The organism is uncultured Methanobrevibacter sp. (assembly GCF_902801725.1).
Taxonomy (GTDB): Archaea; Methanobacteriota; Methanobacteria; order Methanobacteriales; family Methanobacteriaceae; genus Methanocatella.
This window is the reverse complement of the sequence record NZ_CADCJB010000010.1, coordinates 50,406-63,410: the sequence shown is the minus strand read 5'-3', so window position 1 is coordinate 63,410 and position 13,005 is coordinate 50,406. Positions and strand designations below refer to the sequence as shown.

General features: G+C 32.3%; 13 protein-coding genes. 7 read left to right on the top strand and 6 right to left on the bottom strand.

What is annotated here, in order from left to right:
- Nucleotides 1–10: 10 nt before the first annotated feature.
- Nucleotides 11–2,206: a hypothetical protein gene (locus QZV68_RS03170; protein ID WP_296878512.1), complete on the top strand. Its 2,196-nt coding sequence runs from the start codon at nt 11–13 to the stop codon at nt 2,204–2,206.
- 1,519 nt (nt 2,207–3,725) lie between these two features.
- Nucleotides 3,726–4,661 carry a hypothetical protein gene (locus QZV68_RS03165; RefSeq protein WP_296878510.1) on the top strand — a complete coding sequence of 312 codons (936 nt, stop codon included), beginning with the start codon at nt 3,726–3,728 and terminating at the stop codon, nt 4,659–4,661.
- Between the two features lie 115 nt (nt 4,662–4,776).
- Here the strand turns inward: QZV68_RS03165 and dmpI are convergent, their stop codons facing one another.
- A complete protein-coding gene (dmpI, locus tag QZV68_RS03160) occupies nt 4,777–4,965 on the bottom strand; it encodes a 4-oxalocrotonate tautomerase DmpI (RefSeq protein ID WP_296878508.1) in 189 nt (62 codons plus the stop codon).
- Between the two features lie 66 nt (nt 4,966–5,031).
- Between dmpI and QZV68_RS03155 the strand changes: the two genes are divergently transcribed.
- Nucleotides 5,032–5,490 (top strand): deoxyuridine 5'-triphosphate nucleotidohydrolase, encoded by a 459-nt coding sequence (locus QZV68_RS03155; RefSeq protein ID WP_296878535.1) that lies wholly within the window; start codon nt 5,032–5,034, stop codon nt 5,488–5,490.
- Nucleotides 5,487–7,019 carry a thiamine pyrophosphate-binding protein gene (locus QZV68_RS03150; RefSeq protein ID WP_296878506.1) on the top strand — a complete coding sequence of 511 codons (1,533 nt, stop codon included), beginning with the start codon at nt 5,487–5,489 and terminating at the stop codon, nt 7,017–7,019. The genes QZV68_RS03155 and QZV68_RS03150 overlap by 4 nt, the downstream gene beginning before the upstream one ends.
- Nucleotides 7,020–7,022: 3 nt before the next feature.
- Here the strand turns inward: QZV68_RS03150 and QZV68_RS03145 are convergent, their stop codons facing one another.
- The 5 genes from QZV68_RS03145 to QZV68_RS03125 all read right to left on the bottom strand — a co-directional run bounded on the left by QZV68_RS03145 (nt 7,023) and on the right by QZV68_RS03125 (nt 10,876).
- Nucleotides 7,023–7,754 carry a hypothetical protein gene (locus tag QZV68_RS03145; protein ID WP_296878504.1) on the bottom strand — a complete coding sequence of 244 codons (732 nt, stop codon included), beginning with the start codon at nt 7,752–7,754 and terminating at the stop codon, nt 7,023–7,025.
- Nucleotides 7,755–8,038: 284 nt separating this feature from the next.
- Complete coding sequence (locus QZV68_RS03140) at nt 8,039–8,281, bottom strand: hypothetical protein (RefSeq protein WP_296878502.1); 243 nt, start codon at nt 8,279–8,281, stop codon at nt 8,039–8,041.
- Nucleotides 8,271–8,723: a DUF2953 domain-containing protein gene (locus QZV68_RS03135; protein WP_296878500.1), complete on the bottom strand. Its 453-nt coding sequence runs from the start codon at nt 8,721–8,723 to the stop codon at nt 8,271–8,273. The genes QZV68_RS03140 and QZV68_RS03135 overlap by 11 nt, the downstream gene beginning before the upstream one ends.
- A 144-nt stretch (nt 8,724–8,867) precedes the next feature.
- Nucleotides 8,868–9,287, bottom strand: coding sequence for a GerW family sporulation protein (locus QZV68_RS03130; RefSeq protein WP_296878498.1), 420 nt, complete (start codon nt 9,285–9,287; stop codon nt 8,868–8,870).
- 446 nt (nt 9,288–9,733) lie between these two features.
- Nucleotides 9,734–10,876, bottom strand: coding sequence for an alanine--glyoxylate aminotransferase family protein (locus QZV68_RS03125; RefSeq protein ID WP_296878496.1), 1,143 nt, complete (start codon nt 10,874–10,876; stop codon nt 9,734–9,736).
- A gap of 380 nt (nt 10,877–11,256) precedes the next feature.
- On the opposite strand from QZV68_RS03125, the gene QZV68_RS03120 reads away from it, so the two are divergent.
- The 3 genes from QZV68_RS03120 to QZV68_RS03110 all read left to right on the top strand — a co-directional run.
- Entirely contained in the window at nt 11,257–11,529 is a 273-nt protein-coding gene (locus QZV68_RS03120) for a hypothetical protein (RefSeq protein WP_296878494.1), read from the top strand.
- Nucleotides 11,530–11,595: 66 nt separating this feature from the next.
- The gene (locus tag QZV68_RS03115; protein WP_296878492.1) at nt 11,596–12,315 is read left to right on the top strand and encodes a 6-hydroxymethylpterin diphosphokinase MptE-like protein; all 720 of its coding nucleotides are present in this window, start codon (nt 11,596–11,598) and stop codon (nt 12,313–12,315) included.
- A gap of 37 nt (nt 12,316–12,352) precedes the next feature.
- On the top strand, nt 12,353–13,005 hold a 653-nt coding region (locus QZV68_RS03110), incomplete at its 3' end, for an ORC1-type DNA replication protein (protein ID WP_296878534.1).

The window sequence follows — 13,005 nt, the reverse complement described above, 5'->3', positions numbered from 1 at the left end:
AGTCATTTCCATGTCCTGTGTTAATGCAGCAGACAACATGACTTCACAGGCACTTCCAGAAAACAACCAACAAACCGATGATGTGGAAATTGCAGATGAAATTAATATAACTTTTGAGGAGAAAGTATACAGGGAGAATCTTTCAAACATTGCAGTTGACCTGCCGGAAAATGTTTCAGGAAATCTCGAAGTAAAAATAAATGATTATACATTATATAATGGAACAGTTAACACTACTAAGATTAGCATTCCAATTGAACTTCCCCCTCAAAAATTTCCTGCTATTGTTCCTAACGTATGGCCTCCATTTGACTCTACAACCTACAATATAACTGCTTTTTATAATGATATTGAGTTGAATGTCACACATGATTTGAAAGTAATGCTTTATCCTAGGAATCACACTCCACGATTTTTAGTTCCCGAAGAGGTTTTGCAATTCGGAAAATTCCGTGAATTCATGCCTGCAATACTCTTTCCAAGGTCAGCAAGAGGATGTGTTGAAATTTATCTTGACGGGAAAATAATCAATAGAACCGATGTTGATGGCCCCTTTGTTTTTTTCAATCAATCGTTGATATCTTCGCTGAGTTTGGGAAATCATGAGATAATGATGAATTACTCTGGTGATGATTACTTCATTTCCCATTTGAAAATATTGACATTCACTGTAACCAATGCAGTAATTAATATTCCTAAAACCATTTATCTGGATCATGACGATTGCATTAGTGTTGAAACAGCATCCAGTGGGTATGTAAGTCTTTACATTGACTCAAAACTGATCACTAAAAAGGCTTTGGATAAATCAGGAGAATTATTATATTCTTTATTTAATGATATAACCTGTGGAAATCATGAAATTAAGGTAGTTGTAGATGCCAAAAACTTCACAAGAACAAAAATAATCAATGCAAATACAACATACTCCATTGAATTTTATCCAAATTACATTTATCGATACGGTGAGGAGAATTATATTTCAGTTTATATTCCTGAAGATTTGGAAGAAAAGCTGTTTAGGGTAATGATTGACGGTCAGCCAATTCACACTAAAAAATCAGGCCAGGACCTGCTGATAGACATCTCAAAATTAGGTGCTGGAAATTATACTATCAATGTTTCTTATCTTGGTGATGACAAATACTTCCCGATATCCATATGCGATAACTTTACAATTGGATATGTGATAAGGGTTCCGGATACCGTTTATTTTGGTGACAGCTATAGTGCAGACATCATTCTTCCGGCCAATGCAAAGGGAAGTTTGGAAGTATACTTGGATGACAAATTATATAATTCAGCTAAACTGGTTAATGGAAAAGCTCTAATTAAGCTGAATAACCTAAATCCTAGAGAATACCATATTAAAGTCAGATACACGGGCATAGATTATTCTGTAGATGAGGTCAATGGATCTTTAACGGTTTGTCCTACAATTAACTATGAAAGCAGCGTCCATGTTGGGGATAAAAATTTGCTTTACTTTAAAGTTCCAAAGAACTGCAGAGGAAAAATTTCTGCAAAAATAGGTTCTAAAACATATGCAGCAAACATAAAAAACGGTGTTGCAATGCTTGATTTGTCAGGACTTCAAGTAGGGGATTGGAATTTTTATTTAAAATATGCTGGTGAAGATGGATATGAAGAATCATATTTTGTTGGTGTTTGTGTTGATTACGCCCCAATAAAAATTAGGGCTTTAAAAAGCAAAGTGATTTATGGCATTGATTACTATGGTGTTAAAGTTATTGGTCGTGACGGCAAGGTCATTAAAAACGCATTTGTAACTTTCAAAGTCAATTCCAAAACAATTAAAAATGTCAAAACCAATTCACGGGGCATTGCTAAAGTCAAGATGCCTGTTAAATATGCTCCTAAAAAATATACTGTAACTGCAATTTATAAATCTGTAAAAGCATCTAAAAAAGTAATAATCGCCCATCTTATTGTTTTAAAAACATTTAAGGTTAAAAAATCATCCAATCTTGTTCTTAAAGCGAGTTTGAAAAAAGCCATTGGGGGCAAAACAATTGTTTTCAAATTCAGGGGTAAAAAATACGTTGCAAAAACCAATAAAAAAGGAATTGCAAAAGTTACCATTCCAAAAGCAGTGTTAAATAAACTTAAAGTCGGTAGAAATGTTGTTTATCAGGCATCCTATCTTAAGGATGTTGCCAGAAAAGTAGTTAAAGTTAAAAAATAGGAAATTAATTCTCTATTTTCTTTTTTTTTATTTTTATAAATATTTTTTATTCAGAATTTTCTTTTTCTTGATCTTTTTTAGCTTTTAGATTTTCGATTCCAATGATCATATTTTCACCTCATGAAATTTGTTTAGTGTGGGGTTGTTGATAATCTGGTGTAATACAATGAGCAACCTCACACTTTCTACTTTATTCTTTTTTTATCATCATATATAAATTTTTAGGTATGCCTAAATTTTAATCTTATCTGGAGATTTGATATTAAGGCATTTTTTATTGTTTAATTTTCATTTGGCTTATATAATTTTAATAGAAATTAAATTTAAATCAATTTAATTAATCATATTTTTGATATTTCATATAATGTTTATATGGATATTGAGTTCGGTTGGCTGGTGGGGAAAACTCATAAAAACATGTGGGGATGCGTTATTGTAGAGAAAATTTTTTCAAGTAATGGGTGGATTTCTGCTGTTTGGCTGTGAAATTCAAAATTATAATTTGGTTTTGATTTTCAAATTTTAGTTTCAATGTACTCATTGTAATTTCACAGGACTGATTTTTTTGTGAATCTTGTAGGTGTCATATGGTGGGAGGTGTCAATTGAATTTTTTCAGATGGGCAATTGGTTGAATCCATCAATTTCATTACTGGAGTGGATTTTTTTTAAAATTTTTCTTGAATGTGGTTGGGCGGAATTAAATTTGATTTTTAAATTTGCAATATTCAGTTATCAGATTTTTTTTAATTTCCGTAATGTTGTTAATATTTGTCTTGAATTGTCATATTTTGTGGCTTATTTTGTCAAAAATCTATTTTTAGCTATTATCTAGAATGAAATTTTTTTACAATAACTCTTTTATTTTTCTTTGAATCCTGTTTTTTCAATGAAATTTTGGATTTTTAAATTATATCTTTAGATTATAAGGGGATTGTCAATTTCGGGCATACACTGTCATTAAACTCAAAATGTCAAGTTTAAGTTAAAAATATATTACATTTTATCAATTTCTTCTGAAAAATTTATCAAAAAAATTTGAAAAATTCGGTGATTTTGGTTCAAATTGGCGAAATTGGCCCAGAGTACTTAAAATCAGTTCCCGCTTATTGACAGCCTCTGATTGATTAATGTATCATATTAATAATTATCAAAATTATTAGGGGGTAAATGGATATTATCAATTGGGTTGAAAGTTTATATCGGATAAGATAATTTAATTTTGGAGATGTTAAAATGCCTTTCAGTAACAAATTCACTTCCCAGTAAGTCAAGATTTTTGCCATATTTCAGCAATTCTCAAGCCAGTGCAAATATTTTAAAAAAATTCTATTTTTCATTGTAATATAGGATAAAATAAGTTGATTTTCATATTTGGGAATAAAATAAATATTTATTTTAAAAAATTCAAATTTTAAAGCTTTTACACTTGAAATGTACCTCTCTTTGTTGGTTTAATCTTTGAATGTTTTGATGTTGAAACATAATTTATATTAATTTTCAAAGTTAAAATTAATGTGATGGCAGAAAAGTACATTCGTAAAAATAAGAATAATTTCACAGTGGTTAAGAATTCACGCATATATGGAAAATTTGACTCCAAGGATATTGCAGTTTTTGCACGCAATCTTTTAGTGGGTCATGACTGGAGTCTTGAAAATATTCATGATGAAATTTTTGAATATGAAAATCATTATATTCTGATGAAAGTCATAGAAAATAAGCTGTGTTACCTAGGGGAATTTACACAAAAACCCAACAAGGATATAATTTCAAAACTTGCCAAAAGACAAATTCGAAATCCTAACAATTCAAAGTACGGCTTAAACATTACAAGAATTTTTGACGAGTATGTTATTAAAAAGCAAATTGCCGGTGATGAATATATATTTGGGGTATTTGATAATCTGGAGGATGCAACATTTTCAAGAAATTTTTTGCTTGACCACAACTGGAATGTTGATGAATTTGGGGAGATTGAATACTGTGATGAAAGCGATTCATACAAAATTGTCAAGGTATTTGATGATAGGGTATACATCCTAGGAAGCTTCAAAACCAAAAGTGAAGCTGAAGAAAATTTAAACAATTCAAAACACGAATTTTTAAATAAAATTTTCAAGCATAAAAACGGTCTTTCGAATCATCCTCACCTTGATGTTTTAACAGACCATATTGATGAACTGGAAAATGAATTTCAAATCAAGACTAGTGATGATGTTTGGAATTTCGACGAAGTTGAAAATCCTCTTGATGATATAATTTTTAATCTGACCCCATGGCAAAAAATAATTCACGATCATGCCGATGAAGAGTTTACATTCGCTCAACTCAAAAAAAGTCTTGCAGGATATAAAAGTAAAAATTTCGATAAGAAAATTTGCAGGTACTTGAATGAACTTATAGATTTGAATCTTATCCAAAGATTGGATGATGATATTTATAGGAAGGTTTGAATCAAAATTTTTAAATATATTGCAATAACAATATAAGATTGTGTTGAAATATATTTTAGCACATTTAGTCTGTATAATAGGGAGTTTTGTTTTCACAGAACTCCCTTTTTTATTTTTACTTTCTATCTGATAATAGTTCTCCGGCTACGCCTATGCTTTCTTTTGGATAGGCTTGTACTAAAACAGTTATCGCTTTGATTGGCAAATCATAAGCGTCTGCAACTACTTTTGATACATTTTTAACCATTTCTCTTTTTTTCTCAACACTAATTCCGTCATTTCCAGCTATTGTTATTACAGGCATTTTTTATCACCATTTAAAATTTATAACATAGATAATATAAATAGATTATTAAAAGGTTTTGATATGATGCTCGGAGAAAAGGAACTTGTAAAACTGTTTCCAAATTTTAAAGATTTGGTTCAACCGTCAGGAATAGACTTGGAATTGGATAAAATTTATACTCAAGAAAGTGCAGGGTCACTTATTGACAATGAAAAGAGTTTGCCGAAACTTAAGGAAATGGAGGGGGACGTTTATACTCTAAAACCACATACTGCATATCTTGCAAGCATTAAACGGAAAATTAAAATTCCTAAGGGATATACAATGTTATATCTTCCACGTTCAACCCTTTTAAGGTCATTTGTATCTGTCCAGACTGCTGTTGGGGATCCTGGATTTTATGGGACACTGATGTTCATGATTTATAACCATGGTGAGTTTGAATATAAAATAAAATCAGGCGATAGAATCGCCCAAGCTGTTGTATTTCCGGTTAAAGGTTCTGGCGAGTATGATGGTTCTTATCAAGAGGTTGAAGAATGAACGTTAGTGAAAAAATTGTTGAAATTTTAGCTGAAGAGGGTATCTGCGACGTGTTTGGAATTCCCGGTGAGCAAATAATACCTCTTTATAAGGCTCTTTCATGTTCCGATATCCATCATGTCCTGACAAGACATGAACAGGCTGCTGCACATGCTGCCGATGGATATTACAGGTCAACAGGTAAGATTGGTGTTTGCATTTCAACAGCTTCTCCCGGAGCATTGAACTTCACTATGGCATTGGCAACTGCATACAAGGACAACATTCCCATTTTGGTATTAACTGGTGATAATGAGTTAAAATATAGGGGAAGTGATTATTTCCAGACAACTCCTCAAGTTGAAATTTTTAAAAATATCACCAGAGATTCATACAATCCGTTGAATGGAACTGAAGCTGTGTATGTTTTAAGGGCATCAATTTTTGCACTGAAAAATAATCCTAAAGGACCTATTCATATTAACCTCTCAAAAGATGTCCTTCAAAGCACAGATTTTGAAGACTTTGATTTATGCTATTTATGTGAAGACGATTTGTCAAACATTTCCAAAGCTCAGGAATTAATTGACAAATCCAATAAGCCCTTATTCATTTTAGGTGCTGGAGCAAGGTCCCAAACTGAAAATATAAGAAGAATTGCTCAAAAATACTGCATTCCTGTTACCACAACTTTTCACGGCAAAGGCATTGTTTCAGAACGTGATGATTTAAACTTGGGGATGGTTGGAACTCGAGGAACTCCAAGAGCAAAATATGCATTTGAGAATTCTGATTGCATAATTGCACTGGGCATAAAAGCAAGCGAAAGGACACTGCCTGAAATTCCGGATAATTTAATTCATGTAAACATCAATAAAGACATTTTAATTGGTGATTATCCGATTCATGGTAAAGTTGAAGACTTTCTATTAAATATAAATTTCAGCAAAGTCAATTGGCTGGATGAAATTTTTGAAATCGGAAATGAGATAATTGTTGGGGGTATAGACCAGGATTTGAAGCCGCAGGCAGCTATTTATGAAATTCTAAATAGATTTGGCGATAATATTATTGTTTCAGATGCAGGAAGCCACACTACTTGGACTACCCTTTTGAAAAAATCAACCAAACCTGGTCAGCTATTGTTTTCAGGAGGACTTGCACCGATGGGATATGGTCTTCCAGCAGCAATTGGAGCATCCATTGCCAGCGGGGAGAAAATAATTCTAATTAATGGAGATGGCGATTTTCAAATGAATATTCAGGAATTGGCTACGTTAAAGGAAAATAATTTGGATGTCATTGTATTTATTTTAAATAATTCCGAATTTGGAATTATTCGCCAATGGGAAGAATCATTGTATGGTATGAACCCCTACCAGGTCAACTTACAAAATCCTGATTTTGTAAAACTTGCTGCATCTTATGGTATTGATGGTGTTAGGGTAGATAATCTTGATGATTTAAGGTTATTGCTTGAGAATAATCTTGTAGGACCAATTATTGTTGAGGTGGTTGTGGATAGTGAAGATGTTCCTCTTCCGAAATAGCTTTTATAGTTTTTTGATTACTCCTAGGCTTAGTCCTGTGTATTGGATTATTTTTTCTAGGGGTATGTTGTCTTCTTTTAATTTTTTTGCAAATCTTTCTTTTTCTTCAATTTTTCCTTCTTTTCTACCTTCTTTTCTACCTTCTTTTCTACCTTCTTTTCTACCTTCTTTTTTTCCTTTTTTTTCAGCATTTTGTATTAGTTCTTTTTCGTAGTTTTCTAAAAATTCGCTTCCCATATTTACCACTTTTATCATTTTCTTTTTTTCATTTTTTGGAATGAAGATGTCTACAAGTATTATTTGGCATGCTTTGATTTGGTATTGCTGTTCCTCTTTGAGTTCCATTTCGTTTACAAGATATATCAGTTCTTTTGTTATTTCATAATCGCTTTTTTCATGTTTCATAAATGGAATCAAAATCAAATTGAATAGATCATATTCGTCTATATTAATATGTTTTTCAATTTTGTTTTTAATGTTTTTTAATATTTCATCCCCATTGTAATCTTTGAAAAATATGAATGGAATTTCTATTTCCAAGTCAGGTCCTATTTTTGCTTTTTTAATAGATCTTTTTGCATCGGCTAGCGATATGACATAAGATTTTATATATTCCTTTTTTTCTAGTCTGAAATTTACCGCATATTGTATATTCCTCAAAATAATTTCTTCTGTTGTATTTGTTTTGTGAAATTCGAAGTCAATACAATAACCGTTTGCCGTTTCAACAACCATGTCCAATATTTTCAATTTATGGTCTGGAGTGTAAATTTCATAAGTGTAAATGTTTCGAATTCCCGGTTTTTCGCCAATGAATCGCAATAGTGAATTTGCAAAGATTCTGCATGATAATTTTGAAAGCTTGTCGAATTTCTGGTGGATGATTGTATCACCTACTTTTTAGTTCATGCCAATGAACAGGTACCATTTTTCACCGGTCATGTTTCATATTGGTGTTTATGATATATAAGTTGCCCAGTAGTTTTTTAGAGCAATTTTACCGACTGAAAACAATTTTTTCATTTCAAATAACTTTCAACAAATTCTTTCATAATTGCTTCAATATCATCAATTCTATCTAGGGGTGATAGGTAATATTCGCCATTTTCTTCATAAATTATTCCGAGGGGTTTTATTTCTGCAGACGAAATTTTTTCATCTATCTCTAAAATCTTTTCTTCAAAAACAAATGTAAAACCATAATTTTTTTTAAACTTGTATTCGGTGTTTTGGTTTATTTTAAAGAATTCACTATCGCTCATCCCAAACACCTCTTATAAATTTTCTAACATCCTTTTTGCAAATCAGTCTGGCTGTTGGAATTAAAAGTTTTAGAGGATATATTTCAAATTCATTAACCCCTTTGCCGTCCAGTTGGCTTCCATTGAATGATGGCTCAGCACTTAAACGTAATTTTTCATGCATGGAATTAACAATGGCTAAAACTGCCCAGATTATTCCGATATATTTTCCTGTGTCTGCAAAACTGTCAAGCCCAAAAATTAGGTGGTTTTCAATTTTTTCAACTTTAATAACTTTAAAAGATGATTTTAAAAATATTTTAAAGTCTTTAAAACAAGGTTTGGCTAGTTTCAATAGCTTTTTAATATCTCTTTGCTTACTCTCTTTTTCTTCTTCTTTCTCTTCTTTTTTATCTTCGTCATCTGAAGGGAATTTTCGAGAGTAAACAGTGATTTTTTTCAAAATAAGTATTTTAAAACATCCTGTTATTTCACTTCCTCTCTTATTGTAATTAAGTGATATCTTAATTCCAATAATCAGTAAAATAATGATAAATAAGATGATTATTAAAATAATCATCCCTAGGATGTTTAACATGTATGATTCCTATTCTTCTATTTCCTCATTGGATGTTGTGAATTCTGGTTCGATGTATTCCCCTTCATCATAATCGTCGGAGTTTTGGGATCCTAGATAATTTTTTATCAAATCAGATACGATTAAACCAAGGTCAGATAATGCTTTATTGGTTTCAGTTCCTTTACTTAAGTCAAGAACACGAACTCCTTCAGCAGTATTTCCTTTTTTAGGAATTAACACCATGGATATTGGTTCTACTCCTGCACCAGCACCGATTAAGTTGTTTCCGTCATTTCCAAGAAGACTTTCACCTGCTCCAAATCCTACTCCTATTTTTATAACTGGGATAAGAATTTTATCTTCTGTTTCAATTGGAGTGCCGATAACATTTTCTACGTTAATAAGTTTACGCAATTCTTCAACGCTTTTTTTAATATTGTCTGTCATAGTTTCACATCCTATGTTAGTTATATAATATTTGTCTTTTATGTTTAAAATGTTTTTACTATTCTTTTTAGTATTACTTTTTTTGTTATAATGACATAAGTTTCATGTGTAACTTTTAAATTATAATTATTTTTCGAAATTGAGAGGTGTGTTTCAAGTGTAAGTTTTCAGATATAAGTTATAATAATTTTTCACAAGAGGTCTGTTTCAAGTGTAACTTTTCATATATAACTTATAAGTTTTCAGTCCAGACATGCATTTCAAGTGTAACTTTTTACATATAAGTTATAAGTTTTCAGAAAAGAGGTCTATTTCAAGTGTAAGTTTTCAGATATAAGTTATAACAATTTTCATGAGTGGTCTATTTCAAGTGTAACTTTTCATATATAACTTATAAGTAATATATTTTTTACATAATTTGTGATTTAAAAAAAGAGATGACAGAATCATAAATATGATTCTGCAATTGAAGCTACACCTGCGCCAGCTTCATCAATTACACCTAAACCTTTTAAAGTCATACCAATAGCAGCAAAGGTTTGGGTTAATTCCTTGTAGGAAATATTTCCCATATGTCCGATTCTGAAAATGTTTCCTTTTAAGTGGTCTTGTCCGCCAGCTAATTCTACGCCATATTTGTCACGGGTTGTTCCTCTAAAGTCCGCATCAGTAATTCCTTCAGGCATTTTAACTGCTGTAACGGTAGCAGATGATACTGCTTCATCAGCGAATAATTCTAAACCTAAAGCTTTAACAGCTTCCACACTGGCTTTAGCAGCTTTGTGGTGGCGTGCTACTCTGTTGTCCAATCCTTCTTCCATAATCATTTTCAATGCTTCATTCATTGCATAGGTAAGTGAAACTGATGGAGTGTATGGAGTTTCAGGAGGGACTTTGTCTCCGCTTTTTCTAACGGCTTTCATATCCAAGTAAAAAGTATTTGTTTCTACTTTGTCAACAGCAGCCCATGCATCATCGCTTAAGGTAATTGCAGCCATTCCCGGTGGTGCTGCTATACATTTTTGTGATCCTGTAAGACAGACGTCGATGCCGAATTTGTCCACATTCACCTTATCTCCTGCAAGGGAAGATACAGTGTCAACAATATATAGGGCGTCGTAATTTTTCATTACTTTACCGATTTCTTCAATAGGTGCTGCTACACCGGTAGAAGTTTCATTGTGTATTACACTTACAGCTTTTATGTCTTCGTCTTCATCCAATGCTTCAGCGATAGCTTCAGGGGTTACTGCAGTTCCCCATTCGACTGCTAATTCTTTGGTTTCAATTCCATGAGTATTGGCTATTTTCATGAAACGTTCTCCGAATTTTCCGCCTACAACATTTAACATTTTTTCTCCAGGAGCTACGGTATTTGCAATACCTGCTTCCATAGCTGCGGTTCCTGATCCAGTTAATAAATAAGAATTATTTTCAGTTTGGAAAACTTTACTCATTAATTCAGTAGTTTCGGTTAAAATTTCACCATATTTGGCGCTTCTGTGGTTAACAACAGCTTGTGACATTGCATTGAGTACTCTTGGATGCACTGTTGTTGGTCCTGGAAGCATTAATAAAATATCGTTCATTAAATTCCTCCAATTTTCTAGAAAATTAGCTTAATCTCAAGCTATATATATTTTTTACTTTCATACTTATTAAACATTTTTATATATGACTTTATTCATTAATTTGAATTTTGCCAAGCATATTTTAGTATAATGTTCATATAATCATATTATTTTATCAGTAGTGTTTAAATATGTCTTGGGATATTGAAACAATATCATCTGCATTGATAACCGGCATTAATGTAGCATATGTACAAATTCAATTCTGCATCTGTGAAATATAGTTAACTTAAAGATGATGTAAAATATATTTAATATTATGATTAAACGGATTTGCTCATTTGTTGTAGGTTTGTTCATAATGTCTCTTGGAGTTGCATTTTCATAATATCAACACCATGCCCGCAGATATAGCTCCCCTTCCTGGGGAAGGGTGCGTTGAAGCAATAGATATAGTAACGAATTGGAGATTTTCAACAATAAAAATAGCTTTTGATGCGACAATGGTGGCTATTTCTTTGATACTGTGCGGGCTGTTCTATTCTAATCTTTTTGGAGCAGTCAATATTAGAACTCTCATATCTGCATTCATGGTAGGTTTCACGTTAAGACAAATTTCCAATGCATATTCAAAGTTGATCGGCAGGCAAATCAATGTAGTTAACAATTGAACTCAAGATGTTGATGATAAATTATTTAATCACTCAAGGCCTATATTATTATGAAGAGGTTTAAACATGGAATTTGGACTTTGGGAAAGATATTATAAAGAAATTCTTGATGATTTTGGATTTTCAAGAAGCGATGATGAAAATTCAGCAAAAGTACTTGATGAAATATTGTCCGAAGAAGGATGTCTTACTTTGGATGATCTGGCTCAGATAGTTGGTTTTTCAGATAAATATATTGTATTTGGTGCAGGACCGTCTTTAAAAGAGCATATCATCCAATTAAAAGAAAATTATGATTTGAAGGATTATGTTCTAATCTCCGCAGACGGTGCAACAACCGCATTGATTGAAGAGAGATTGTCTCCTGACATCGTTGCAACAGATTTGGACGGAAATCTTGACGATATTCTTTTAGCTAATATTAGGGGTGCAAATATTGTTGTTCACGCTCACGGAGATAATTTGGACCAGGTAGTTAAGTTTACTCCATTTTTCAACAATGTATTGGGGACTACTCAAGCACAGCCTGTCGGAAATGTCTACAACTTTGGAGGATTTACCGATGGGGACAGAGCCATATTTTTGGCAGTGGCATTGGGGGCCAGTGAAATAACATTGGCCGGAATGGATTTTGGAGATGTTGTAACCAAATATTCAAGACCTAACCTTCCAACCGATTTGGCTGATGCCGATGATTTCAAAAGGAAAAAGTTGATGTATGCTGAGAGATTGACTGACTGGATAATCGAAAATGAAAATGTTGATGTCATTAACATGTGCAAATAATAATTGATTTATAATAGTTAAAATATAATTAGATACCATGGCAATAGAAGATATTTTGATGTATGATGAAAGTCTTTTTCAAAACATAAATGCTTTTGATCCGGATTATATGCCTCAAAACTATAATTTTAGAGATACTCAAATGGAGGCAATGGCAATGTCAATAAGGCCGGCCATTAGGGGAGGCCAACCATCAAACGCAATTGTTTTAGGCTCACCAGCAACAGGAAAAACAACAGCAATTAGAAAAGTGTTCGAACTTGTTGAAAAGACTACTGAAAGGGTGGTATGTGTTTATATCAACTGTCAGCTTCATACAACTCGTTTTGGAATATTTTCACAAATCTATAAGAAAATGTTTGGACATATCCCTCCAGAGACAGGGGTTCCGTTTTCAAGAATTTATGACCAAATCATGAAGGATCTTCAAAAAAATGAAAAATCATTGGTAATTGCATTGGACGATGTCAATTACTTGTTTCAAAGTAAAAATGCCAATAAAGTTTTTTATGATATGTTGAGAGCATATGAGGAATATCCTGGTGTTAAAACCGCTATTTTTGCTATCTTATCTGATTTGGAATTCAAATATGCATTTGATAAAAATGTAAATACTGTTTTTATTCCTCAGGAAATAAATTTCCCATTGTATTCCTACTCAGAAATTGAAGAAATCTTACGAAATAGGGC

Bases quoted from the DNA above. Each gene is read 5' to 3' on its own strand.
- QZV68_RS03170 (WP_296878512.1), top strand. From the start codon at position 11: ATGTCCTGTGTTAATGCAGCAGACAACATGACTTCACAGGCACTTCCA.
- QZV68_RS03165 (WP_296878510.1), top strand. From the start codon at position 3,726: ATGGCAGAAAAGTACATTCGTAAAAATAAGAATAATTTCACAGTGGTT.
- dmpI (WP_296878508.1), bottom strand. From the start codon at position 4,965: ATGCCTGTAATAACAATAGCTGGAAATGACGGAATTAGTGTTGAGAAA.
- QZV68_RS03155 (WP_296878535.1), top strand. From the start codon at position 5,032: ATGCTCGGAGAAAAGGAACTTGTAAAACTGTTTCCAAATTTTAAAGAT.
- QZV68_RS03150 (WP_296878506.1), top strand. From the start codon at position 5,487: ATGAACGTTAGTGAAAAAATTGTTGAAATTTTAGCTGAAGAGGGTATC.
- QZV68_RS03145 (WP_296878504.1), bottom strand. From the start codon at position 7,754: ATGGTTGTTGAAACGGCAAACGGTTATTGTATTGACTTCGAATTTCAC.
- QZV68_RS03140 (WP_296878502.1), bottom strand. From the start codon at position 8,281: ATGAGCGATAGTGAATTCTTTAAAATAAACCAAAACACCGAATACAAG.
- QZV68_RS03130 (WP_296878498.1), bottom strand. From the start codon at position 9,287: ATGACAGACAATATTAAAAAAAGCGTTGAAGAATTGCGTAAACTTATT.
- QZV68_RS03125 (WP_296878496.1), bottom strand. From the start codon at position 10,876: ATGAACGATATTTTATTAATGCTTCCAGGACCAACAACAGTGCATCCA.
- QZV68_RS03120 (WP_296878494.1), top strand. From the start codon at position 11,257: ATGCCCGCAGATATAGCTCCCCTTCCTGGGGAAGGGTGCGTTGAAGCA.
- QZV68_RS03115 (WP_296878492.1), top strand. From the start codon at position 11,596: ATGGAATTTGGACTTTGGGAAAGATATTATAAAGAAATTCTTGATGAT.